Origin of the sequence: Pseudofrankia inefficax (assembly GCF_000166135.1) — a bacterium.
Lineage (GTDB): Bacteria > Actinomycetota > Actinomycetes > Frankiales > Frankiaceae > Pseudofrankia > Pseudofrankia inefficax.
On record NC_014666.1, the window covers coordinates 7025462 to 7049012 of the forward strand.

Genomic DNA, 23551 nt, shown 5'->3' on the forward strand with positions numbered 1-23551 from the left:
TCGCCCTCTATGGCCGCGCCCCGCACCCACCCGCCGGCGGGGCCGTGGGCCGTCGTCGCCGGGGCCTCCGAGGGCCTCGGCGCCGCCTGGGTCGAGGCGCTCGCCCGGCGCGGCCTGCACGTCCTAGCCGTCGCGCGCCGTCCCGAGCCGCTCGAACAGCTGGCCCGGCGCCTGTCCGGCGAGCACGGGGTCGAGGTGCGCCCGCTGGCCGCCGACCTCGCCGAGCCGGACTTCGGGGACCGCCTCGCCGCGGCCGCCAGCGGGCTCGAGATCGGCACGGCCGTCTACAACGCGGCCTTCTCCTTCGCCGGCCCCCTGCTGGACCATCCGCCACGGGACGCCCAGCGCCTCGTCGACGTCAACATCCGCGGCCCGCTGGCCCTCATCCACCAGCTCGTCCCGGCGATGACCGGGCGCCGCCGCGGCTCGCTCGTCCTGATGTCCTCGCTGGCCGGCAACCAGGGCGGCCCGAGCCTCGCCGCCTACGCCGCCAGCAAGGCCTTCACCACGTCGCTGGCCGAGAGCCTGCACGCGGAGCTGCGGCCCGCCGGCGTCGACGTCCTCGCCTGTGTGGCCGGCGCGGTGCGCACGCCCGGCTACGCCGCGACGGTCGGGCGCGACGCGCCGGGCACCCTCGACCCCGCTCAGGTCGTCGAGGCCGCCCTCGCGGGCCTGGGCCGCAGGGCGCTCGTCACCCCGGGCCACCTGAACAAGCTCGCCGCGTTCGCCATGCGTCGTGTGCTCCCGCGCGCCACCGCCACCGCCATCATGGGTCGCGCAGTGAAGGGCTTCGACGCACCGTGATCCTCGGCTTCTTCCTCCCGTGGATCGCCTTCGGCGCGATCCTCGCCCTGCACGTCGTGCTGCCCGCCCGCTGGATCGACGGCTACGTGCGCGACGATCAGAACCGACCGCTGCGCTACCGGCTCAACGGCCTCCTGGTCCTCGTGGCCACCGTGGGGATCGCCGTCCTGCTCGTCGCCGCGCACGCGGTGCCGGCCGACGAGCTCTGGCGGCACCGGTGGGCCGGGCTCGCCGGTGCCTGCGTCTTCGGCCTGCTGTTCACCGCCGCCCTCGTGCTGCCCGCCCCGCCGACCGGCAGGCCGCTGCTCGCCGACCTATACCTCGGCCGCCGGGAGAACCCGCGCTGGCGCGGCGGCAGGGTCGACGCGAAGATGTTTCTCTACCTGGCGGGCGCGGTGCTGCTGGAGCTCAACGTCCTGTCGTTCGCCGCCCACCAGCATCGCGCGATCGGCCACGTCAGCGCCGCCGTCGCGCTCTCGGCCGGGCTGCTGACCTACTTCGTGGTGGACTACCTCACCTTCGAGCACGTCCACCTCTACACGTACGACCTCTTCGCCGAGCGGGTGGGCTTCAAGCTCGGCTGGGGCTGCCTGGTCTTCTACCCGTACTTCTACTGTGTGGGCCTCTGGGCGCGGGCCGGCCGGCCCGACCCGCACGCGCCCCTCTGGCTGCTGGTCCTCGCCGGGGTCGTCTTCGCCACCGGCTGGACGCTCGCCCGCGGGGCGAACATGCAGAAGTTCCTCTTCAAACGCGATCCCACGGCCCGCGCCTTCGGCCTGCTGGAGCCGCGTTCGGTCAGCGACGGTGCACGCACGCTGCTCTGCGGTGGTTTCTGGGGCGCCGCCCGCCACATCAACTACCTCGGCGAGATCCTCATGGCCACCGGCATCACCCTCGCCCTCGGCACGCCCGGTGACCTGGTGCCCTGGCTGTACCCCCTTTATTACGTCGGACTGCTCGTGCCGCGCCAGATCGACGACGACCGCCGCTGCGCCGCGAAGTACGGCCCGCTCTGGGACGAGTACCGCGCTCGCGTGCGCTGGCGGATCATCCCCGGGATCTACTGAGCCTCAGCGGGCCACGGGCGCCGCGGGATCGACGGGTGCCGGCCTGGTCGCCGGCACGCCCGCCTCGGCGGGTGGGCCACTGTCGGCCCTGGCCAGGAAGCGGGGGCTGTAGTCCTTCAGACGCAGGGCGCGGCGTTCGACCGCGAACCAGCTGGCCGTCGCGAGGGCCAGCCCGGCGGCGAAGCTCGCGGCGTAGAAGGCGCCGAGGTTCCAGCGGGCCACGCCGTAGAGGACGAGCAGCTGCTGCGCGGGCATCGCGTAGATGTACAGCCCGTAGGACAGGTCGTGGCGGCGCAGGACCGCCGGCGCCGGCAGCCGCGCCGAGAGCCACAGGCAGACGTAGGCAAGCGGCGGCCCGATCAGCACGTAGGGGTGCGGGTCGAAGCGGTACACCACGAGCAGCCAGGCCACCGCCACCCCCGCCAGCACGTCCGAGAACGGCACCCGGTCCTGGTAGAGGTGCAGCAGCATCCCCGCGGAGAACAGCAGGCTGAACCGGGTCGGCGCGTCGAGGTGGACGAAGACGACCGTCGCGACCGAGGGCACGAAGGCGTGGAAGGCGAGCACCGCCCAGAGCGCGGCACTCAGGCCGAGCAGCAGCCGCCGACGGGCCAACAGCCCGAGCGCTCCCAGCACCGCGATGGTCAGGTAGCAGGCGAACTCCCAGCTCAGCGTCCACAGTGAGCCGTCCCACTTCGCGGCCACCGGAACGTGCGCCGGGGTACCCGAGACGTCCCAGACGTTCACGACCAGGGCGATATTGCGCAGGACGTAGACGAACGGGTCGTGCGCCGAGGTGAAGAAGCCGCCGAGCGACGAGTGACGGTGAAGCCACGCGACCGGCGCGGCGACGAACGCGGTGACCACCAGACAGGTCCAGTACGCCGGAAAGATACGCAGGCACCGGTGCCAGAGGTACCGTCCCGCCGGCAGACCGAGCCTGCTTCCCGTGATGAGGAAACCGCTGATCACGAAGAACGCGTCGACGGCGAACATGGACAGCTCGCCGTGGCCGAAGTAAAGGCCGACACCGCGCCCGCTGATCGGCAGGCAGTGCGAGGCGACGACGAAGCCGGCAAGCAGCAGACGTATCAGGTTCATGCTGTTGCGGGACCGGTCAAAAGCCTCCGCCACGGTACGGCCACGTAACCCGGCAAGGATCATTTTGCCTCCAGGGCACGCGCCTCGGGCACGCCCTGGCCCGGCCGCGGCGGATCGGTCGAGTCGATTAAAGAACGCGCCGTCGCGTTTGTCGCCCCCTTTCGGACCAACGGCTGTTTCTTCGATTCGCGGGTAAATGTTGAATGGCGGTCCGCGAGTAAGGCCGTTCAGACGCCGTGGGTGGCGAGGAGGCAGACGTCGTCCTCGCGATCGAGCGGGCCGGCGACCTCGGCGAGAAGCCGGTCGCAGAGCGCGTCCAGCTCGCCGGCGCCGGCGGCGAGGCTCGTCGCCGCGGCCGTGGCGAGGGCGTCGAGCCGGTCGGTGAGGGAGGCGTCGCGGCGCTCGATCAGCCCGTCGCTGTAGAGCAACAGACGACTGGCCGGCGGCAGGGTCCTGGTCCCCTCGCCGTAGCCGTATCCCGGTTCGACGCCGAGCATGGGGCCGTGCACGTCGTCGAGGTACTCGGCGCCCGTGCTGGACAGAACCAACGGCGGCGGATGGCCGGCGCACGACCAGGTGAGCCGGCCGCTGTCGGGGGCGAGCGTGGCGACGACCGCGGTGGCGAGGATGTCGTCCTGCGCGGCGACGAGGTTGGCGGACAGCTGGGTGGTGATGGCGGCCGGGTCACGGCCCTCGATCGCGTAGGCGTGGGCGGCGTGGCGCAGCTCGGCCATCGCCGAGACGGCGGGCAGGCCGTGGCCGCCGACGTCGCCGACGACCAGGGTGACGGTTCCGTCCGGCCGCACGGCGGCGTCGTACCAGTCGCCCCCGATCTCCGCGTCCCGGCCGGCCGGCAGGTACCGGGCGACGAGCTTCAGGCCCGGCATGGTGGGCAGCGCCCGTGGCAGGATCGCGCGCTGCAGAATCTCGACGACGGACCGTTGGCGTTCGTGCAGCCTGGCCCGTTCGACCGCCTGGGCGTAGACGCCGGTGAGGGTGCGCAGGTAGGCACGTTCGTCCTCGTCGAAGGACCGAGGACCGGACCAGGCGAGGGAGAGCACCCCGATGATCCGACCGGAGACGATGAGCGGCAGGGTCGCCGAGGCATCGATGCCGATCGCGTCGAAGACCTCCCGGCGGTCCGGAAAGTCGGCCAGGTAGCCGGCCCGGCTCCGGTCGAAGCGCGGCCGACCGGTCCGCACGACCTCGCCGAGGGCGGCGGGGCCCGGGTTGCGGGCGTGCACCCAGATGTCGGTGAAGACTGGATCGGACATCGTCGGCCAGGCCAGCACCCGACCGGGTGATCCGTCCTCGCCGAACAGGACGAACCCGGCGAAGGTCACCGCCGCGTCGTCGGCGGCGGTCCGGAACGCCACGTCGGCCACGTCCGCGACGGTCAGCACCGTCCCCAGCGCACTGGTGGCCGCCAGCAGCCGCCGGGATCGCACCAGCGCCTGGGACAACGACGAGATCAGCTCGTCGGCGGCGGGGCTCGGCCGGCCGGCGGGGAAGGCCACGCCCGGCGGACCGATGCCCCCGGGCGGACCGACTCCCCTGGGTGGACCGACACCGCGGCGCGGCTCGCCGGCAACGGTGCCGTCGACGGCGGCGGGCTGCTCGGCTTGCCCCATCTGCCTCATCGTCTGCCCCCTCGGCCCGACGTCGGCATGGCCGCGGACGAGACACCGCCCGGGAAGTACCAGACAGTGGTCCATCGTAACAGTGCGTTACCACACGGGCGTGTGGTCGAGGGCTTCGGCCAGGACCCCGGGCGGCCGAGGCGACGCGGTCCAGGCCGTGATCCCGTCGCTCGGCCTCAGGTTCCCGGCCTCGCCGCGCTGACGGCCGACCCCGACAGCGCCGCCTACGCCGGTCCGCCCGCCGGACTCCCGTCACGGCTGATCGGCGCGGACGACCCAGAATGGGGGCTCCGGCCGTCGGACGGCGAGAGGACCTGGGATGACCATGGCTCGGCATGCGTTTCTTGACCATCCGGGGCCGATCGCGTTCGCGCATCGCGGCGGGGCCGGGCCGTGGCCGGAGAACTCGTGGCCGGCCTTCACGCACGCGATCGCGCTCGGGTACCGCTACCTGGAGACCGATATCCGGGTGACGCGCGATGGGACGGCCATGATCCTTCATGATCCGACCCTCGACAGGGTGTCGGACCATGTTGGCCCGCTCTCCGAACTCACCGCGGCCGAGGCAGCGCGCATCCGCCTTCACCCGCCGGCCGACACCCCGACGGTCCGGGTCCAGGATCGGGCGAACTCCTCCGGCGGCGAGCCGATCCCCCGGCTCGACGACCTGCTGGACCGCTGGCCCGACGCGCGGTTCAACCTCGACGTGAAGGAAGCGGCCGCCCTTGAGCCGACGATCGCCGCGCTGCGCCGAGTGAAGGCGCTGGACCGGGTCTGCGTCACCTCGTTCGACGACGGGGTCGCCGGCGAGGCCCGCCGACTGGCCGGGCCGGACCTGTGCCTTGGCGCCGGCATGTCCGCGATCGCCGCCGCCCGGATCTGGAGCGTCCTGCCATCCCGGCTGGCCACGCGGCGGCCGCGCGGCCTGGTGGGGCGCGACGTCGTGCAGGTACCGGTCTCGTACCGGTCGGTCCGGGTCTGTGACGCCCGTTTCATCCGTTATATGAGCGCCGTCGGACTTCCGGTCCATGTCTGGACCGTCAACGACGAGGCCGCGATGGACGCGCTGCTCGATCTCGGCGTCGACGGGCTCATCACCGACCGTCCCGAGTCACTGCGCACCGTCCTGCGACGCCGCGACCTCTGGCCCGCGCCCTAGTGCCGCGACCGGCGAAGGCAGGCCCGGCGGAGTGATCGCCGTTTCCGCCCTCAAATGGTCGTGAATCGAGCCTGGTCGCAACCACCTGAGCGCCAAAACGGCGATCATTCGACTGGGGCGGCGGGCAGCGTGGCCGCGATGCCGTCGAGCAGCCAGGTGAGGCCGTCGGTGAACCGGCGCTCGGCGGCGTCGGCGTCGAACTCATGGGCCTGGATCGCCGCGTCGATGCCGAAGGCGGCGATGTGCGGATACTCGCCCGTCTCGACCAGCCGGCGCACGTACCCCTCGGCCGCGCGGAGCCACGACCGGCCGGCGCTCCCCGAGGACGTCGCCTCGGGCTGGTCCACGGCGTCCCGCGCCGGGGTGCCGTCGAGCGCCGGAAGGCTGGCGATCTCCCGGACGACCTGGCCGACGGTGTACGTGTCGACAGCGGTCAAAATCGCGATCTTGCGGTCCCGGTCGATATCCAGACCGGAGACGGCCGCGAGGGACTGTTCGAAATTGAGCAGTGCGTTCGGGCTGAGGGAGGCGCGTTTGGCGGCCACCGAGAGCATCCACGGGTGACGGCGGGCTCCGTCCCGGATGTGGAGCGCGATGAGGCGGAGCGCGTCACGCCAGTCCGCCGGGAGATCGCCCGGGACCAGGCATTCGCCGATCGCCTCGTTGACCATGAGGTCGATCAGGTCCTGCTTGCGGCCGATATGCGAGTACAGGCTCATCGGCCGGGCACCGAGCACTCCGGCCACCCGTCGGATCGAGACCGCGTCGATACCCTCGGCGTCGGCCAGTTCCAACGCGGTGGCGACGATCGCCTCCCGGGTCAGCGCGGTCGGCCGGTCCGTGGGTGCCGGTCGGAACCACAGCGAACCAAGCGCCTCGTCGTCGGGCTCGGCGGAGGGAACGAGCGAGGCGCCGCGCCGCCGGCGTCGGCCAGACCAGTCCAACAGCGCCCGTGTGTCGTCGCCGGCGATCGAGCCTGGGCCGACCGTCGGGGCAGGCGGCGTGCGGGGCTTGTCCGCGTGGCCTCGCATCGTCCAAGGATACGGAGCCGGCCTCCCCGTCGTCCGGGTTCCCTCGGTCCGCCCGACCTCTCCGCGCGGATCACCCGGGGGCGAGGTTGATACACCGTCTCGGTTGGCGATACGGTGTATCGGCCCGCCCGGCCCCGCCCGGCCCGCCGACAGCGACGGCAAAGGCGCCCCGCCCCCCACGGAGAGGCCCGATGAGCTCGCCATCACCCGCGACAGGCCCGGCCACCGAAGCAGCCCCGAAATCCGACAAGCTGGATCCGGCGCTCGTCCGGCTGGCCCTCGTCATCCTGGTCGGCGTCGTCGCGGTTCAGCTTGACGCGACGATCACCTCGGTCGCCATCGACACGCTGGGACGCAAGTTCGACGTCGGCGTCTCGACGATCCAGTGGGTCTCGACCGGCTACCTGCTGGCACTGGCGATGGTGATCCCGCTGACCGGCTGGTCGGTGGAGCGGTTCGGCGGCAAGCGCATGTGGATCCTGTCGCTGATCCTGTTCCTGGCCGGTTCGACGCTGTGCGGCGTGGCCTGGTCGGCGAGCAGCCTGATCGGGTTCCGCGTGCTGCAGGGACTGGGCGGCGGGCTGCTGCTGCCGCTGATGCAGACGATCCTCGCGCAGGCCGCTGGCCCGGCCCAACTGCCCAAGCTGATGGCGACGATCTCCGTTCCGGCGATCCTCACCCCGATCCTCGGCCCGGTCATCGGTGGCGTGATCATCGACAGCATCAGCTGGCGCTGGATCTTCCTGATCAACATCCCGGTCTGCATCATCGCGATCATCCTCGCGATCCGGGTCCTACCGGACACCCGCCAGGACGAACGACATCCTCTCGACCTGCTCGGGCTGGCGCTGCTCTCCCCCGGGCTCGCCGTCGCCGTGTACGGATTCTCCGAGGCCGGCAGCAAGGGCGGCTTCGGGCACTCCCAGGTGCTCGTGCCGCTGCTCATCGGCCTGGTGCTGCTCGCCCTGTTCGTCGTGCACGCGCTGCGGACCCGGGCCGAGCCGATCATCGATCTGCGCCTGCTGCGCAACCACGCCTTCCTCGGCTCGACCGGGCTGATGTTCCTGTTCGGCATGTCGTTGTACGGCGCCATGTTCCTGACGCCGTTGTTCGAACAGGTCGTCCGCGGCCGGGACGCGACCGGGGCTGGCCTGCTGCTCGCCCCGCAGGGCCTTGGGCTGGGAATCGGGCTGATCCTCGTCGCGCCGCGGGCCAACCGGCTGTCGGCACGCGGGATGGTCGCCATCGGGCTGATCCTCACCGCGCTGGGCTCGGTCGCCTACACCCAGGCCGGGCACAACCCGAGCGAGTGGCTGCTCGGCAGCTCCCTGGCGGTGCGGGGCATCGGCATGGCACTGTCGATGATCCCGACGATGACGGCGACCTACCACGGCCTGCGTCACGACCAGATTCCGCGGGCGACGACCACCTCGCGCATCCTGCAGCAGATCGGCGGCTCGATCGGCACGGCCGTTCTCGCGGTCGTCCTCGCCACCCAGATCCGCTCGCATGCCGGCGCCGGTGGCGAGGCGGCGGCGGCCTCCGGCGGCGGCCCGGGGACCCACTGGCTGGCCACCGCCTTCGGCACGACCTTCTGGCTGCCGGTGATCTTCTCCGTGCTCTCGGTTCCGCTGGCGTTCCTGATCCCGAACAGGCTCGCCGGGGCAGAGGGTGACGGTCAGCCGGCAGCCGGCCCCGACCTCGCACCCACGCAGCGCCCGTCCGACGAGCCGGCGCTGCCCGCCGTCCTCGCGGACTGACCCAAGCTCTCTTGATCGCCGTTTCGGCCCTCAACCGGTCGCCACAGTTGCTCCGTGACGACCACCACAGGGCCGAAACAGCGATCAAGAAGCCATGAGGCGACCTAGCGCGGCGCCATCCGGATGGCGCCGTCGAGGCGGATGACCTCGCCGTTGAGCATCGGGTTGGCGACGATGTGCTCGACCAGGGCCGCGTACTCGTCCGGGTCGCCCAGGCGGCTGGGGTGCGGGGTCTGCTGGCCGAGCGACTCCTGCGCGGCCTCCGGCAGGCTCGCCAGCAGCGGCGTCTTGAACAGTCCGGGGGCGATGGTGACCACCCGGATCAGCTTGTCCGCGAGGTCACGGGCGATCGGCAGCGTCATGCCGACGATTCCGCCCTTGGAAGCCGCGTAGGCGGCCTGACCGATCTGACCGTCGAACGCGGCGACCGACGCCGTGTTGACGATGACACCGCGCTCGTTGCCGGGCAGCGGCTCACTCCGCACGATCCGCTCCGCGCCCAGGCGCAGCACGTTGAACGACCCGACCAGGTTGACGTTGATCACCTTGGTGAAGGCCTCGAGCGGGTGCACGCCGCCGCGCCCGAGCACCCGGGTCGGCGGGCCGATGCCGGCGCAGTTGACCACCACCCGCAGCGCGCCCAGCTCCTCGGCCAGGTCGAGCGCCGCGGCGACCGCGGCGGGGTCGGTGACGTCGGCCGGGGCGAACCTGGCCCGCTCGCCGATCTCGGCGGCGGCCTTCTCGCCCGCGCTGGTCGGCAGGTCGAGCAGGACCACGCTCGCGCCGGCCTTGTGCAACCGCTTGGCTGTCGCCAGTCCCAGTCCCGACGCACCGCCGGTGACGACCGCTGTCGCGCCCGCTATCTCCACGTGCCCCGCCTTCCCTGACTCCGGTTGTCTCGAACGTCGCCACGAGCCGCCATCATTCTAATGAGCGCTCACTCACGCACGCTTGCGGCGCCGAGCCAGTCGGCGAGGACCGCGTCGGTGTCGGCGCCCGTCAACGGCGGCGCGGACGGCACGGCCGGGACGGTCCGGGAGAACCGTGGCGCCGGTGCCGGCTGCTGGACGCCGTCCAGCGTCATCAGCGTGCCCCGCGCGGTCAGGTGCGGGTGCGTGGTGGCCTCGGCGAAGGTCAGCACCGGGGTGACGCAGGCGTCCGTGCCGTCGAAGACGGCGGCCCACTCGTCCCGGGTCCTGGTCAGGAACGTCGCCGCCAGCCTGGCGCGCAGCGCGGGCCAGCCGGCGCGGTCGTTCTGCCGTGGCAGCGCCGCGTCGTCGGTGAGACCGAGGCCCGCGAGCAGCGCGGCGTAGAACTGCGGCTCGATCGCGCCGACCGCGACGTGCCGGCCGTCGGCGCACACGTAGGTGTCGTAGTAGGGCGCGCCGCCGTCCAGGACGTTCGTGCCGCGTTCGTCGGACCAGAAGCCGGTCGCCCGCCAGGCCCACATCATCTGCGCGAGCACGCTGGCGCCGTCGACCATCGCCGCGTCCACCACCTGGCCAGCGCCCGAGCGTTCCCGCTCCCACAGCGCCGCGAGGACCCCGGTGAGCAGGAACATCGAGCCGCCGCCGAAGTCGCCGACGAGGTTGAGCGGGACGACCGGCTTGCCGTCCCTGGGGCCGATCGCGTGCAGGATGCCGGTGACGGAGATGTAGTTCAGGTCGTGGCCGGCGGTGTGGGCCCACGGGCCGTCCTGACCCCAGCCGGTCATCCGGCCGTAGACCAGCCGGGGATTGCGGCCCAGGCACACGTCCGGCCCGACGCCGAGCCGTTCGGCCACCCCGGGGCGGTAGCCCTCGATCAGCACGTCGGCACGCTCGACCAGCGCGAGCAGCCGCTCCTTGCCGGCGGCGTCCTTCAGGTCGAGGGCCACCGAGCGCCGGCCGCGCAGGAGATGGTCACCGGTGGCCGGGGCACCGGGGATCGCGCCACCGGTCGCCGGGCGCTCCACCCGGACCACGTCGGCCCCGAGGTCGGCGAGCACCATCGCGGCATGGGGGCCCGGCCCGATCCCGGCGAGCTCGACCACCCGCAGCCCCGCGAGCGGGCCCGTCCTCTGTGCGGCGGCAGGCGCCATCGACCGTCACTCCCTCTCCACGCAGCGATCGCGGCACCCCCGGTGGCGACCTGGCCGCGCCCCGCATCGACCGCGCGCCGGGATCGGGTTCACGGCAACCCGTTTCACCGGCCGCTCCTCGGTCTACCCGTCCGCCCGCGCCCGCGTCCACCGATCGACGGGCCGGGCGGAGTTTCAGTCGTACAGCTCGCCGCGGGCGGCGCGGTCGACCAGAGACCGCGGCGGCGCGAAGCGGTCGCCGTGCCGGGCCACGAGGTCATGCGCCCGGGCGACGAAGCCGGCCGGCCCGCCGGCGAAGCCGTTGACGTACCCGAGCACGCCACCGGTCCAGGCTGGGAACCCGGCGCCGGTGAGCGAACCGATGTTGACCTCCGCCACCGTGCGCACCGTGCCGTCCGCCAGCGCGCGGACGCCGGCCAGCGCCACCGCGACCAGCAGCCGCTCGACCAGCTCCTCGAACGCCAGCTCAGCCGGGTCGAGCGTGCCGCCGAACCGGTCACGCAGGCCCGGCCACAGGCCGGTCGGGCGACCGTCGGCGTAGTCGTAGAAACCGGCGCCGCCAGCCCGCCCCGACCGGCCGAGCTCGATCATCTGGTCGAGCACCGCCGCGGCGGCGGACGCGTCGTCGCCGAGCGCGCCCCGCACGGCGGGCCCGGTCAGCTCGTCGAGCAGACGCAGCGGCGAGGACGGGAAGCCGGCCTGCGTGCCGGCCTGCTCGACCGACGCGGCGGGCACCCCGGCGCCGACCATCGCGGCCCCCTCGGCGACGAACGCCCCGAGCAGCCGGCCGACGAACGACCCACCGCCGACGCCCGCCCCGGCCGTGGCGCCGGGGGCGGCCTCGTGGACGACGATCGGGGTCTTGCGCAGCTGGGTGACCAGGTCGATCGCCCGGGCCAGCGCGGCGTCCGCGGTCCCCGCGCCGACGACGATCTCGACGAGCGAGGTCCGGTCCGCCGGGCCGGCCAGCCGCAGGCCCACGACGTCGACCAGGTCGCCGGGCTCCGACGTCGCGACGACCGGCGGCTGGTGCGCCAGTGGCGCGGCCGAGGCCACGCACAGCAGCGCCTCCGGTACGGCGTCACGGGCCGCGGCCAGCTCGACGGTTCCGGCGGGCGCGGCCGGGTCGGTCGCCTCGATGACGACGTCCGCGCCGGCCAGCGCCGCCTGGTCCGCGGTCGGTGTGATCCGGGCGAGCAGCGCCTCCCCTGCCGGGGGCCGGGTGCTGCCCCGGCGCACCGCGTCGGCGACGAGCCGCTCGGCGTACCCCTTGGCCAGCCCGGCGGCCTCGGCCGACGGGCCGGCGAGGACGACGTCCACCCCCGCCTTGGCGAGCGCGTACGCGAGCGAGGCCCCGGTCGGCCCGGCGCCGAGGACCGCGGCCCTCGTCACGGCGACCGGTGCCTGCCCCGCCGGGCGCACGGCCGTCCCGATCCGCCCGAGGTCGAAGTAGAAGGCCTGGATCATGTTCTTCGCCACCGAGCCGGTGACCAGCTCGGCGTAGTACCGCGACTCGATGACCGACGCCGTCGCGAGGTCGACCTGGGCGCCCTCGACGGCGGCCGCCAGGATCGCCGGTCCCGCCGGCGCGCCCTCGGCCGCGGCCTGGCGGCGCAGCCCGGCGGGCAGCGCCGGCAGCGCGGCGGCCAGCGCCGGCCCGCCACCGGGAATCTGGTAGCCCGGGGCGTCCCAGCGGGCGGTCGCGTCCGGGTTGGCCTGGATCCACGCCCGCGCCGCGGGCAGCAGCTCAGCCACGGAGCCGACCAGCTCGTCGACCAGCCCGAGGGCGCGGGCCTGCGCCGGGCTGTACCGCTGGCCCGCCAAAAGCACGTTGACCAGCGCGCTGCGCACCCCGAGCAGCCGCACCGTCCGGACGATCCCGCCGCCCGACGGCGCGAGCCCGAGCGTGACCTCGGGCAGGCCGAGCTGGGAGCCGGGCACGTCCGCCGCGATCCGGTGGTGGCAGGCGAGCGCGATCTCCAGGCCGCCGCCGAGCGCGGCACCACCGACCGCCGCGACGACCGGGCGGCCGAGCGTCTCCAGCCGGCGCAGCTGGTCCTTCACGGCCGCGGCCGTCTCGAACGCCGCGAGCCGGTCCGCCGGGCCGAGACTGACCAGCTCCCGCAGGTCGGCCCCCGTGACGAACGTCTTCTTCGCCGACGTGACGACAACCCCGGTGATCGTGTCCCGGGCCCGTTCCAGGCGGTCGACGACGGCGCCCATCGACGCGCGGAACGCCGCGTTCGTGGTGTTCGCCGCGTGGTCCGGGTCGTCGACGGTGAGCACGACGATCCCGTCGGCGTCCCGCTCCCAGCCGATCACACCGATCCGGTCGCTGTCGGGCGTGGACCCGGCCGCCTCGGACCCTTCCATCGGCGGCAGGACCGTCGGCCGCACGGGGGCTGACGTCGGCTCGGGCATCGTCTCGTCTCCGGATCGCGAGGGGCTGGGTCGGCGGGGCCGCGGGCTGCGGTCAGATCCGTTCGAGCAGCGTCGCCACGCCCATCCCCGCGGCCGCCGACAGCGCGACGACGGCCCGGCGGGCGCCGCGGCGGGACAGCTCGGCGACGGCGGTGGCGACCAGCATCGCGCCGATCGCGCCCAGCGGGTGGCCCAGCGCGATGCCGCCGCCGTTGACGTTGAGACGCCCGTCCGGGACGTCGAGGTCCCGCTGGTAGGCGAGGGCGACGGCGGCGTAGGACTCGTCGATCTCGAAGAGGTCGACGTCGGCGACGCGCAGCCCCGCGCGGGCGAGCAGCTTGCGGGTCGCGGCCCCGGCGCCGGTGAGCGCGAGCGTCGGCTCCGCGCCCGCCGACGCGGTCGCCACGACCCGGGCCAGCGGCCGCAGCCCCAGCTCGGCGCCGACCTGGGCGGCACCGATCAGGACGAGCGCGGCCCCGTCGGCCGCGCCGGCCGCGTTCCCGGCCGTGTGGACGTGCTCGACCCGCTCCAGCCAGTGGTAGCGCCGCAGCGCGACGGCGTCGAAACCGGCCTGCTCGCCGGCCTGGGTGAACGCGGGCGCTAGCCGGGCGAGGAACTCCGCGACCGCGTCGAGGCGCTCGGGCGCCACCTTGTCGCCGAGCCCGATCGGGCCGACCCGTTCGTCGTGGTCCAGCACCGGCAGGCCGTGGTCGTGTACCGGCACGACGGCCTCCTTGAACCGGCCGTCGGCCCACGCCTCGGTCGCGCGTTGGCGCGAACGGGCGGCGTAGGCGTCGAGCTCGGCGCGGCCCAGGCCCTTGACGGTCGCCAGCAGGTCGGCGGCGACGCCGGGCGGCACGTAGTGGGTCAGGTAGTTCGTCGCCGGGTCGTTCGCCCACGGGCCGCCGTCGACGCCGGCCGGCAGCCGGGACATCGACTCGACCCCGCCGGCCAGCAGCAGCGCGTCGTCGCCGGCACGGACCCGGGCGGCGGCCAGGTTGACGGCCTCCAGGCCGGAGGCCCCGATCCGGTTGACCACCAGGCCGCCGACGTCGTCCGGCAGCCCGGCGACGAGGGCGGCGGCACGGGCGAGGTCGCCGCCCTGGTCACCGACCGGGGTGGCGACGCCGAGGACGAGGTCAGCCAGCCGGCCGACGTCCAGCGTCGGGTTGCGCTCGCGGATCTCGCCGACCAGCCCCGCGACCAGGGAGACCGGCTTGACGCCGTACAGCGCCCCACCGGACCGGCCGCGCCCGCAGGGCGTACGGACCGCGTCGTAGACGACCGCCTCGGCGGCACCGGTCGTGGACATGCCCGCGACGGTACCGCCCCGTCGACATACCCCGTCCGCCTGTGTCACCTATGGCCAACAACGGGCCGGGTCACCTATGGCCAACAACGGGCCGGGTCACCTGAGCCGGCGCCAGGGGCCGGCCCTACACGGACGCGCTGATCGCCACGTCCTCCAGGAACGCGATCGTGTGGGCCGCGGCGGCCCGCCAGCTCGGGTCGGACAGCACCTGGTGGCCGCCGGGGACGGTCACCAGGTGGGCGCGCGGCGCGGTGCGGGTCGTCATCCGCACGACGGGCAGCGGGCTGACCTCGTCGTCGACGCCGTGCACGAGCAGGATCGGCAGGTCGGGCAGCGCCCGCGGCGGCGGCTCGGTCGGAACCTCACCGGCGACGGGACGGTAGAGCAGCGGCAGGCCCAACAGCACGAGCGCGTCGGTACGCAGGGCCGGCGAGCCGGACGCGGTGAGCGCACGCAGCGCGCCGGTGTCCGAACCGACCAGCGCGAACGGCCGGCCCGGGACCCGGCACTCGCCGAGCGCCAGCGTGCTGTCCTCGCCCGGCCCGAGGTAGGTCACCTCGTAGCCGTCGAGCGAGAGGCGGAAGGCGAGCTGCTCGAACAGCTCGGCCGACTCGCCGCGGCCGGGCAGCACGACGACGGAGCCGCGCGGCTGGCCGGTCGGCTCGGCGCTGCGCCAGAGCCGGGCATGCCGGTCGCGGGACTCGGCGGGCCCGGCCGCCGCCGGCACGAACGCCGGTTCCTGTGCCGACCGGGCGCTCGGCACGGCCGGGATGAGCGTTGGGGTCATCGAACACTCCTGATTTCTGGTAGACCCGCGGCAGTGGCGGCCCGTGCCGGTCGCCGCGGCGTTCCCGGGCAGCGGCCCCGTCCAGACAGGGAGGACGAGAACGCGGCACGTGCACGCCGAAGTGGCCAGACACACAATGCGACGCGCGACAGTACCGCGACCACTGGGAGCCGACGGCACGGGGGCTCGTCTTGACGGTGCGCCCAGGAAGCCTGGCCGCCGACACGATCGGGTGGCGGCGGGGCGAACTCCTGGCGAAGAGAGACTGCCCTGCGCCCGCGGGCCTCGGGCCCGGCTCGGACGCGGGAACGCGCCGAGCCGAGGAGGCCGCGCTCAGCGCACGCTGTTCAGAAGCTCCGACAGGTCACGGAAGGTGGACAGGACCGCGACGCCGCGACGGCGGACGGCACCCGGCCGAGCGGCGGTCGGACGGTGGCGGAGGGCATGCCCCAATGTTCACTAGATCAGTGAGGAAAGTCAATCGCCCTCGCCGCGACAGAGACCTCGGCGACACGACGACGAAACATCAAGGAAATCTGAACGCGGGACGGCGGTCCCTGGACGCGACCAGCGGCCGGCCTGGTGTCGGCGGTCAGTCGAGTGCGCCGCGAGCGACGGCGGCGCCGTAACGGCGGGCGCCGCTCGAGTAGACGGAGCAGATGCCGGCGGGCACGACGGGGTGCGGGCAGAAGTGCACGCCGTCGGGGGCGCGGACGATGATCTGGCCGTCCGGCCCGCACGGCTCCCCCGGGTCGCACGGCAGGGACGGGACGAACCGGCCGGCGGCGGTCACCGCGAGATCGGCCCGCACCACCCGGGTGTTCGGCGTCTCGCGCGCGATCGTGGCCCACAGCCGGCCGAGCGCGGTGCGCCCCGAGGCGTCGACCGTGTCGACCTTGCGCGCCGGTTCCTCGACCAGCCGGACCTGGACGCCCGCGGACACCAGTTGGTCGACCATCGTGGTCACGTCCTGGCGGTAACCGGTGAGCAGGTCGCGTCCGGCCATGCATGCCGGCAGGTTGCCGGAGAACGCGATCACGGCGACCGTCGGCCGGAAGTCGCGGATCTGGCCCGGCACGTCGTTGACCCAGTCGCAGGGGGCGGTGCCGCTCCAGGCGCGCAGCTCGATCGCGTGCGCACCCGCGTCCAGCGCCGCCTGCCTGAAGGGCTCCTGCGACTCGACGATCAGCGAGTCCCCGTACACGAGCAGCCGCGGGTCCGCCGGCAGGTAGCCGCGCAGCACGATCGCGGATCCGAGCACCGCGACGATCACCGCCAGGATCGCGACGGCCCGGCGCGACCACCTCGGCTGGCCCGGCTGGCGGGCCCGACGCCCCGACAGCCCGCCCAGCAGCGCGAGCAGGTCGATCCCGGTCCAGCCCTGGTGCGTCGAGGGGCGGGTGCCGGCCGGCCCGGCCTGGACCGGCCTGGCGCCGCGGCCGGGATCGCCGGGCTCCTCGGGGCCGTCCGGGAGATCCCGGCCGGCGTGGTCGACAGCCAGCGGCCGGTCGGAGCGAGGCGATCGCTCGTACTGCGCGGCGGGCATGGCGCTCCTCGTACCGAAAGGGGGAGGTTCCTCCCTTATAAACGCAGCCGCCGTGCAATCGGTTGAAACCGGTACGTGTCCTCTTGATGCTACTTCGCCGCGCGAAGAGGGCTCAGGTGATCACGTGATCACAACGCGATCACACCGCCGACGCTTCAGCCGGTCGTCTCGAAGTAGAGAGCCTCGGCGAGCTCGCGGGCCGCCCGGGCATAACGGACGACGAGCCGCGACGGGCTCGCCTCCAGCTCGCGCCAACGCCGCACCCACGCGCCGGCCGCCTCGGCGATCTGCGCGGGCGTGGCGCCGTCCGGCAGCCCGAGGCGAGCGGCCGTCGTCGTCCCGGTGGCGAACGCGACCAGCGCGGTCGCGGTGGCGTCGTCGACGCGAAGCCGGCCGGCCGCGAGCTCGCGCAGGGCGCCGGCGAGCTCCGCCTGCCGCAGCACGGGGTCGCGGCGGAGCCGGTCGATCTCCGAGCGCAGGCCGGCGAGCACGAGCCGGGCGTCGGCGTCGTCGCCGAGCCAGCTGGCCGTCTCCAGGTCCCCGAGCGCGCGGGTCGCCCGCAGCCGGTCGGCACCCACGATGAAGCGGCGCTCGACCTGCGCCCGCAGCTCGACGATGCCGGAACGCTCCTCAAGCGCGGCGAGCAGCCGGGGCGTCCCCGCGATGCCCTCGGCGAGGAGCGTGGCGCAGGTCCGCAGTCCGTACGTGCCGAGCAGCCGCAGCAGCCGGACCCGGTCGTCGGCCCGCAGCGGGCCGGTGTCCCAGTCGAGGAAGTCCGCGTGCGAGTACAGCGCGTCGTCCAGATCGTCGGCGTCCGCGGCGGCGAGCTGGTGCAGCAGCCGGGTGTCCGCCTCGGTGAACTCGTCGCCGCCCGCGGTCTGCGCGAGCAGGCCGATCACCGGCACGACGTCGCCAACCAGGCCGCGCAGGTCGGCGGCATACCGCCCGGCGACCCGCCGGGCCTGCTCCCACACGTCGTCACGACCGTCGCCGAGCTGGTCGACCCTGCTGAGCACGCCGAGGACGTTGGCGGCGGTGAGGTTCGCGCCGAGGGCCGTGCCACGCAGGCCCTCGATCGCCTCGGCGTCGCGCTCCCCCGGGTGCGGGGTGACGTAGAGGAGCGCGTCCGCGTCCGCGAGGGCGGCGAGGGAGCCCTCGTCGAGGCCGGTCAGCGAGTCCAGGCCCGGGGTGTCGATCAGGATGTGCCGGGCGGCGAGGGCCTGGTTGGCGACCTCGACCGTCACCGTGCGGATCTGCTCGCGGGGCAGTCTCAGGTCGGCGGGAGCTCCGCCGCCCCGGGCCGGCGGCAGCATGAACGGCTCCCCGGCGTGCGGGGTCACCACGATCCGGTTCTGGTGGTGGTGACGAAACCAGGTGACGACCATCGTGCACTCGGTCGCGTCGGTCGCCGCGAGCCGCTGGCCCAGCAGCGCGTTGACCAGCGTCGACTTTCCCGCGTTGACCCGGCCACCGACCGCGAGCCGCAGCGTGCGTTCCCGCAGCCGCTCGGCGACCGCCGTCACCGCGTCCCGCGCCGGGCCCGGCGCGAGCCGCTCCGCCGCCTCCGCGCACAGGACGAGGGTCTGGTCGCACAACGGCGTTCGCATCGGTTCCTCAGTGAAGCTCGCAGTAGCAGGGACGCTCGGAGTAGCAGGGACGCTAGGAGTAGCAGGGACGCTCGGAGTAGGCAGACGTGTGGAGCACGCCCCGGCCAGGGCGGCCCCGGCCGGGTCGGTCAGGCGACGAGCCGCGCGGCCACCGCCTGCCGGCCGCGGTGCAGCTGCGACTTGACCGTGTCCACCGGGATGCCGCGTTCCCGCGCGATCTCCAGGTAGCTCAGCCCACACACGTCGCGCAGCAGCAGGGTGGCCCGAAACGGCGCCGCCAGCGTGGCGACCGCGGCGTCGAAGGCGAGCCGGTCGGCGACGCGGTCGGCGAGCGCCGGTTCGGCCGCCACCGCCTCGACCGGAAGCTCGGCGACCGGCGCCGGGCGCCGCGAGCGGCGGCGGACCTCGTCAAGCGCCGCGTTCGTCGCCACGCGGTGCAGCCAGGTGGAGAGCCGCGACCTCCCCTCGAATCCCGGCAGGCTGGTCCAGGCCGCCACGAGCGCGTTCTGCAACGCGTCGTCGGCGTCCTGGTCGTCGCCGGTGATCCGCCGGCACACGGCCCACAGCTGGCGCTGGTACGGCCCGACGAGCCGGTCGAACGCGCTCCGGTCGCCTGCCGCCGCCCGCGCCACCAGAGCGTCGTCCGGCGGAGCCGACCGGGCGGACGCCTGATCAGCTCGCGGGACAGTGGAGGCCTCAAGGCCCCCGTCAAGGCAGTCGTCCGGCCCGCCTACGTGCGTCATGCGATCCCCCCCGGGAGGCCTGCCCCGACCGCTCCGACCGGCCGGGCGGAGCCGGAGCGTCAGCTCCGACCCCGCCACAAACCTGTAGAAGCGGAGGCCTTGCTCGCATTGTGCACGAGACTTCCGGCGGAAACTCCTCCAGATCCGACTTTCCCGCGACATCTGCGCGTGCATTGCCGCGCCAGTGAGGAACGGCAGTGAACCGGCGAGATTGGCGCGAGCCAACGGGACCGGAACGGGCGGATGGGACCGGGAGCGGCGCCCGTGGACCAGGCGCCTTCTTAGATCGGGTCGGTCGCCGCCGAGATCTCGTTGTCGGTGGCGATTGACTGGTTGTACTGGGCGATGCTGGTCTCGACCGCCGTCTGGTTGGTGTCCGCCTGGATCAGCGGCGCGATCCGGGCCGCGCCCGCCGGGTTGTGCATGATCGCCTCATTCATGCGCAGCTGGTTCAGCACACTCGGAGAGATCGAGCCGGGGGCGATGCCGGAGTCGGCGAACGCCTGGTCTATGCCGTAGCCGCCGCCCGCCGCGGGATCCTGGCCGGTCTGGTGCACCGCGCCGTCGACGAGGCCCTGCGCGACGTGCATCTGCCCGTTGATCTGGTTCATCAGCGCGGCGGTGTCGCCACTGACCGGCAGGACCGACGGGTCCGGCAGGAAGCCGTCACCGAGGCCGCCGCCCGCGACCGGGTCGGCCGGGGGCAGGCCGGCGTCGATCTGGTGCTCAAGGGCAGCGACCTGGTGGCTGAGCAGGTCCGTCTGGTCCAGCATCGGCCCGACGGGGCCGAGGTTTCCCATCGACGAGTAGCCGGCGGCCGTGTCGAAGGCCGGAGCGTAGCCGCCCGCCGGCGCGCCGGCGCCCACCGCGCTGCCGTAGCCGGACTGGTCGCCATAGCCGGACGGGTCGGTCTGCGCCGCGGTGTCCGGGCCGGCGGCGGAGCCCTGGTCGGCGGCGCCTGCGTCGGAGCCGGCGTCGGCGGTGCCGCCGACCAGCACCTGCGCCGATCCGTCGGCGGTGATTCCGGTGATGTAGTCGTCGCCCGAGGGGTCGTAGATGTGGACCGAGCCGTCCGCCCCGGTCGTCACCACGTCGTCGCCGGAATGGTCCAGGACGTGAATCTCGGCGTAGGTACCGGACGGGTCTGGGGTGCTGTACTCGTGGCCGCCGCCATACCCGGCAGGCGAGCCCCAGGAATCGCCTCCCCCGGAATGGTCGAGCGCCGTCGAGGAGTCATAGCCCTGATGGTCGTAGGCCGACGGGTCGTCGGCGTGATGGCCGGCGAGATCGCCGTAGCCGCCCTCGTGGCTGTGGACTTCCATTGCGGTTACCCCCGTTACTGCTCGCCGTCGAGCGCGGTCCGCAGAGCCCCGGTCTGCCGGCGAAGATTCTCGATCAGATTCAGGTTATTGGTGACGGCGGTGCGGCGCGGCGCGTTCTGCTCATCCGCGCGCCTAAGGGTCCGGTTGTGCTCGGCTATCTCCTCCTCCAGCTGGCTGATCGCGATCGTCAGTGCGTCGGTGACGTGGTCGCGCAGCGTCGCCATGGCCGAGCGCAACGACTGCTGCACCACCGGCGGCAGTTCCGTCCTCAGCCGGTCCGACACCGTCGAGACATAACGACGGGCGTCGGCGCGAGCCTTCATCGTCTCCTCGTTGCCGATCCGCCGGCGGCCGACGGCGAGAACGACGGCCACCCCGGCGACGACCGGGGCCACCGGCCCGAGCGCGAGCGACGCGCCGCTGAGCAGCGTGAAGGTCAGCGTGCCCAGGCCGACGCTCGGCACGATCCGGTCGAACGTCTCGCCGAGGCCGCGCCGCTCCGGGCCCGAGCGCGCGACCGTCGGCAACGTCCTGAGCCGGTCCGGCAGCGCGAGGCCGAGCGAGAGCTCCGGCATGCCCGCGGCCTCGAACCGCTGGCCCAGCTCGCCGGAGATCTCGGCGAGCCCCCGCTCGACGAGGTGCTGCATGGTCATCCAGATGGCGCCCACCGAGCCGGCCAGGTCCCGGGGCAGCTGCGCCAGGTACTCGGTTCCCGCGGCGACGATCCGCTCGTCCGCCTCGGCCTGCAGATCGGCGATCAGCCTGCTCAGCTCGAGCCGGGCCGTGTTGTCCAGGCCCTGGAAGCGTTCGGCCAGGTGGGCCCGCCACCAGGCGGTCTCCTCGCGGGCCGCGGCCAGCCGGGTGCGCCGGTCGTTGATCTCGGCGAGCAGGGCCGGGTCGTGCGCGAGCGAGCGCAGCCGGGTGCGCTGCCCGGCCTCCAGCCGGTCCAGCACCTGACCGGTGGCGTGCAGGGTGTTGCGCATCCGGATCCGGTCGGCCCGGTCGGCGACCGTGTCGGTGAGCGCGGCCATCAGCGGGACGAACCCGCTGCGCTCGGTCAGCGTCGCGGCCCGGTCGGCCCGGCCGCGCTCGGCGAACCGGTCCGCGTCGATCTTGAAGCGGCTGCTCACCGGGAACCACGGCGCGTCGGCGAGCGCCGGCGCGTGGTCGCGGATCAGCTCCTGGTTGCGGGCGAGCACGTTCCGCCAGTCCGGGTACTTGTCGATCTGGGCGAGCACGAACAGCACCTCGCTGGTCCGCTCGCGCAGCTGGCGCAGGAAGCCGTGCTCGGACGCGGTCAGCTCGCTCTGGCCGCTGACCACGAACAGCAGCGCGTCCGCGGCGCTGGCGGCGGCGGCCGCGGCCCGGGCGTGGCCGGCCACCAGGCCGCCGACCCCTGGCGTGTCCACCAGCCGAAGCCCGTGGCGCAGCAGCGGGTCGGGCAGCCCGATGTCGACGTGCAGCACGTTGTCCCTGGTCGCCAGGCCCGCCCGCGCCGGATCGTTCGAGCGGGCCGGATCGACGGCCGCGTACTCGGCGAGATCGGCGAGGTCGATCGGGACGACCTCCGTGCGTACCGCGGGCGCCTCCCCCGGGCCGCCCGCGGCTCCTGCCGACGACGGGGAACCGGCGGCTCCCACCGGCACGGCCACCGTCGCGCGGGCGATGTCCTGCTCCGCGTAGCCGACCGTCAGGTGGACGTTCGTCGCCACGTCGACGTCCACCGGCAGCAGGCCCTCCCGGCCGAGCAGCGCGTTGAGCAGCGAGCTCTTGCCGCGCTTCTTCTCGCCCACGACGACGACCGTGGCCGCGCCGGCCCGCAGCCGCTGCGTCGACAGGGTCAGCAGGCTCGCCCCGCTCTGCTCCCCGACCGACACCGCGATGGCCGCGGTGTCGGTCGCGGCCCGTGCCACCCGGGCGGTGAGCAGGCTCCCGTCGACCGGGGCGGCGCCGGCAGCGGGCGGGCTCGGAGCGGTCACTATCGCGGCACCTGGTCGGCTCGGAAGACGACGACCGCCGGACGGCGCAGCACCTTGCCATGGTCGGTGAACCCGGTGAACTCGGTGCTCGCGACGGTCATGTGCCGCCCTGGGTCGGTCGTCGGCTCGCTGCCGGTGGCCTCCTGCAGGTTGGGGTCGAACGGGTCGCCCTCGTTCGGGGCGACGACCTCGACGCCGACGTCGGCCAGCTCGGCGTTCAGCCGCCGCCACAGGCCGCGGTCGGTGTCCTGCAGCCGGTCGGAGACGTCGATGCAGGCGCGGACCAGCCGGTCACGCTCCTGCGCGGCCCGGGCCACCGCCGGGTCGACGCGGGTCGGGGCCCCGGTCGCCGGCGCGCGGCCACCGACCGGCGCCATCGGGCGGGTCTGTGCCCAGGCCGCCTCCCCGCCGGCACCGGCGATCTCCCGGTAGTCGACGTCCGACCAGCCGGACTGGCCGGACTGGCCGGCCGGAACCCGCCCGGCGGCCGGCGCGGGTACGTCGTCGTGCCTCCCGCCGCCGACGAGCCGGGCCACTCCGTAGCCGCCGGCCGCGCCGAGCACCAGCCCGAGCAGGATCCACAGCCCGGTGTGGCCGCCGCCCTTGCCCTTGTCGCCCGGATTGACCACCGCGGGCGAGCTTGTCTCCGCCGGTGGCGTCGTGGTCGCGGGGGGCGTCGTGGTCGCCGGTGGCTTCGTGGTCGCCGGGGGCTTCGTGGTCGGCGGGGGCGTCGTCGTCGCCGCGTCGTTCCGCGAGTCGGTCCCGGTCCCGGTCCCGCCAGCGGAGCCCTGCTGGCCGCCCCCGGTGAGAACGCTGGTCGTTTCCGGGCCTTGCACGACCACGCCGGGTCCGCCAGCCGGCGTGGTAGGTGCAGGCGTGTCGGCGGCAGCCGGGCCGGCGAACGCGGCCAGGCCGAGCGTCGCGAGCAGCAGCGCGCCAGCGGTTCCCACGCCGACCCGCACCCACCGCGACCGGCCGACGGCGCCGGCTCGGGCCGCCGTCCGGTTCACGGTCGCGGCTGCCCCGGTCTCGGCTCTGGTCTGGGTCGACTGGCGGTGGTTGGGCATCGCTCCCCCTGCGCGAGGCTGCCGCCGGATCCGACGGCACGGATTGGACGGCGTGACCGGGCCCAGATGTTCCGCCCGCGTGGAAACAGTTCGCGAGATCTCGGACCGGCCGGGGGTCGAACGTG

The 23551-nt window shown here is 74.0% G+C and carries 18 protein-coding genes; 4 read left to right on the forward strand and 14 right to left on the reverse strand.

Annotation, left to right across the window (positions count from 1 at the left end):
• Window positions 1–9: 9 nt before the first annotated feature.
• Together FRAEUI1C_RS28405 and FRAEUI1C_RS28410 are read left to right on the forward strand one after the other, a co-directional pair.
• The gene (locus tag FRAEUI1C_RS28405) at window positions 10–804 is read left to right on the forward strand and encodes an SDR family NAD(P)-dependent oxidoreductase (RefSeq protein ID WP_013426817.1); all 795 of its coding nucleotides are present in this window, start codon (window positions 10–12) and stop codon (window positions 802–804) included.
• On the forward strand, window positions 801–1871 hold the full coding sequence (locus FRAEUI1C_RS28410; protein WP_013426818.1) for a phosphatidylethanolamine N-methyltransferase family domain-containing protein: 1071 nt from the start codon (window positions 801–803) through the stop codon (window positions 1869–1871). The genes FRAEUI1C_RS28405 and FRAEUI1C_RS28410 overlap by 4 nt, the downstream gene beginning before the upstream one ends.
• Window positions 1872–1874: 3 nt before the next feature.
• On the opposite strand, the gene FRAEUI1C_RS28415 is transcribed toward FRAEUI1C_RS28410, so the two are convergent.
• A complete protein-coding gene (locus FRAEUI1C_RS28415) occupies window positions 1875–2972 on the reverse strand; it encodes an acyltransferase family protein (RefSeq protein ID WP_049807013.1) in 1098 nt (365 codons plus the stop codon).
• A gap of 227 nt (window positions 2973–3199) precedes the next feature.
• Window positions 3200–4603, reverse strand: coding sequence for a PP2C family protein-serine/threonine phosphatase (locus FRAEUI1C_RS28420; RefSeq protein WP_157735065.1), 1404 nt, complete (start codon window positions 4601–4603; stop codon window positions 3200–3202).
• Between the two features lie 328 nt (window positions 4604–4931).
• Between FRAEUI1C_RS28420 and FRAEUI1C_RS28425 the strand changes: the two genes are divergently transcribed.
• Complete coding sequence (locus FRAEUI1C_RS28425; RefSeq protein ID WP_013426821.1) at window positions 4932–5771, forward strand: glycerophosphodiester phosphodiesterase family protein; 840 nt, start codon at window positions 4932–4934, stop codon at window positions 5769–5771.
• A 104-nt stretch (window positions 5772–5875) separates the two neighbouring features.
• Here the strand turns inward: FRAEUI1C_RS28425 and FRAEUI1C_RS28430 are convergent, their stop codons facing one another.
• A complete protein-coding gene (locus tag FRAEUI1C_RS28430; protein ID WP_013426822.1) occupies window positions 5876–6802 on the reverse strand; it encodes a TetR/AcrR family transcriptional regulator in 927 nt (308 codons plus the stop codon).
• A 191-nt stretch (window positions 6803–6993) separates the two neighbouring features.
• Here FRAEUI1C_RS28430 and FRAEUI1C_RS28435 point away from each other — a divergent pair, with 191 nt between their 5' ends.
• Window positions 6994–8562, forward strand: a complete 1569-nt coding sequence (locus FRAEUI1C_RS28435) for an MDR family MFS transporter (RefSeq protein ID WP_013426823.1) — start codon at window positions 6994–6996, stop codon at window positions 8560–8562.
• Window positions 8563–8666: 104 nt separating this feature from the next.
• Here FRAEUI1C_RS28435 and FRAEUI1C_RS28440 read toward each other — a convergent pair whose 3' ends face one another.
• From FRAEUI1C_RS28440 to FRAEUI1C_RS38660, 11 genes are all read right to left on the reverse strand, one after another.
• On the reverse strand, window positions 8667–9431 hold the full coding sequence (locus FRAEUI1C_RS28440) for a 3-hydroxyacyl-CoA dehydrogenase (RefSeq protein ID WP_013426824.1): 765 nt from the start codon (window positions 9429–9431) through the stop codon (window positions 8667–8669).
• 68 nt (window positions 9432–9499) lie between these two features.
• Entirely contained in the window at window positions 9500–10642 is a 1143-nt protein-coding gene (locus FRAEUI1C_RS28445; RefSeq protein ID WP_013426825.1) for a CaiB/BaiF CoA transferase family protein, read from the reverse strand.
• A 174-nt stretch (window positions 10643–10816) separates the two neighbouring features.
• Window positions 10817–13063: an enoyl-CoA hydratase-related protein gene (locus tag FRAEUI1C_RS28450; RefSeq protein WP_013426826.1), complete on the reverse strand. Its 2247-nt coding sequence runs from the start codon at window positions 13061–13063 to the stop codon at window positions 10817–10819.
• A 52-nt stretch (window positions 13064–13115) separates the two neighbouring features.
• Window positions 13116–14375 (reverse strand): acetyl-CoA C-acyltransferase, encoded by a 1260-nt coding sequence (locus tag FRAEUI1C_RS28455; protein ID WP_013426827.1) that lies wholly within the window; start codon window positions 14373–14375, stop codon window positions 13116–13118.
• A gap of 124 nt (window positions 14376–14499) precedes the next feature.
• Window positions 14500–15162, reverse strand: coding sequence for an alpha/beta hydrolase (locus tag FRAEUI1C_RS28460; RefSeq protein ID WP_013426828.1), 663 nt, complete (start codon window positions 15160–15162; stop codon window positions 14500–14502).
• A 592-nt stretch (window positions 15163–15754) separates the two neighbouring features.
• Window positions 15755–16708 carry an SGNH/GDSL hydrolase family protein gene (locus tag FRAEUI1C_RS28465; RefSeq protein WP_013426829.1) on the reverse strand — a complete coding sequence of 318 codons (954 nt, stop codon included), beginning with the start codon at window positions 16706–16708 and terminating at the stop codon, window positions 15755–15757.
• Between the two features lie 155 nt (window positions 16709–16863).
• On the reverse strand, window positions 16864–18315 hold the full coding sequence (locus FRAEUI1C_RS28470) for a GTPase (protein WP_013426830.1): 1452 nt from the start codon (window positions 18313–18315) through the stop codon (window positions 16864–16866).
• A 128-nt stretch (window positions 18316–18443) separates the two neighbouring features.
• A complete protein-coding gene (locus tag FRAEUI1C_RS28475; RefSeq protein WP_232425156.1) occupies window positions 18444–18947 on the reverse strand; it encodes an RNA polymerase sigma factor in 504 nt (167 codons plus the stop codon).
• Window positions 18948–19339: 392 nt separating this feature from the next.
• A complete protein-coding gene (locus FRAEUI1C_RS39825) occupies window positions 19340–20380 on the reverse strand; it encodes a hypothetical protein (protein ID WP_013426832.1) in 1041 nt (346 codons plus the stop codon).
• A gap of 14 nt (window positions 20381–20394) precedes the next feature.
• Complete coding sequence (locus FRAEUI1C_RS28485; RefSeq protein ID WP_013426833.1) at window positions 20395–22359, reverse strand: dynamin family protein; 1965 nt, start codon at window positions 22357–22359, stop codon at window positions 20395–20397.
• Entirely contained in the window at window positions 22359–23426 is a 1068-nt protein-coding gene (locus FRAEUI1C_RS38660; protein ID WP_013426834.1) for a nucleotide exchange factor GrpE, read from the reverse strand. Before FRAEUI1C_RS38660 ends, FRAEUI1C_RS28485 begins: the two co-directional genes overlap by 1 nt.
• Between the last annotated feature and the right edge of the window lie 125 nt (window positions 23427–23551).

Excerpts from the sequence above, each read along its gene's own strand:
- FRAEUI1C_RS28405 (WP_013426817.1), top strand. The coding sequence starts at position 10 with ATGGCCGCGCCCCGCACCCACCCGCCGGCGGGGCCGTGGGCCGTCGTC.
- FRAEUI1C_RS28415 (WP_049807013.1), bottom strand. The coding sequence starts at position 2,972 with ATGAACCTGATACGTCTGCTGCTTGCCGGCTTCGTCGTCGCCTCGCAC.
- FRAEUI1C_RS28420 (WP_157735065.1), bottom strand. The coding sequence starts at position 4,603 with ATGGGGCAAGCCGAGCAGCCCGCCGCCGTCGACGGCACCGTTGCCGGC.
- FRAEUI1C_RS28425 (WP_013426821.1), top strand. The coding sequence starts at position 4,932 with ATGACCATGGCTCGGCATGCGTTTCTTGACCATCCGGGGCCGATCGCG.
- FRAEUI1C_RS28430 (WP_013426822.1), bottom strand. The coding sequence starts at position 6,802 with ATGCGAGGCCACGCGGACAAGCCCCGCACGCCGCCTGCCCCGACGGTC.
- FRAEUI1C_RS28435 (WP_013426823.1), top strand. The coding sequence starts at position 6,994 with ATGAGCTCGCCATCACCCGCGACAGGCCCGGCCACCGAAGCAGCCCCG.
- FRAEUI1C_RS28445 (WP_013426825.1), bottom strand. The coding sequence starts at position 10,642 with ATGGCGCCTGCCGCCGCACAGAGGACGGGCCCGCTCGCGGGGCTGCGG.
- FRAEUI1C_RS28450 (WP_013426826.1), bottom strand. The coding sequence starts at position 13,063 with ATGCCCGAGCCGACGTCAGCCCCCGTGCGGCCGACGGTCCTGCCGCCG.
- FRAEUI1C_RS28455 (WP_013426827.1), bottom strand. The coding sequence starts at position 14,375 with ATGTCCACGACCGGTGCCGCCGAGGCGGTCGTCTACGACGCGGTCCGT.
- FRAEUI1C_RS28460 (WP_013426828.1), bottom strand. The coding sequence starts at position 15,162 with ATGACCCCAACGCTCATCCCGGCCGTGCCGAGCGCCCGGTCGGCACAG.
- FRAEUI1C_RS28465 (WP_013426829.1), bottom strand. The coding sequence starts at position 16,708 with ATGCCCGCCGCGCAGTACGAGCGATCGCCTCGCTCCGACCGGCCGCTG.
- FRAEUI1C_RS28470 (WP_013426830.1), bottom strand. The coding sequence starts at position 18,315 with ATGCGAACGCCGTTGTGCGACCAGACCCTCGTCCTGTGCGCGGAGGCG.
- FRAEUI1C_RS39825 (WP_013426832.1), bottom strand. The coding sequence starts at position 20,380 with ATGGAAGTCCACAGCCACGAGGGCGGCTACGGCGATCTCGCCGGCCAT.
- FRAEUI1C_RS38660 (WP_013426834.1), bottom strand. The coding sequence starts at position 23,426 with ATGCCCAACCACCGCCAGTCGACCCAGACCAGAGCCGAGACCGGGGCA.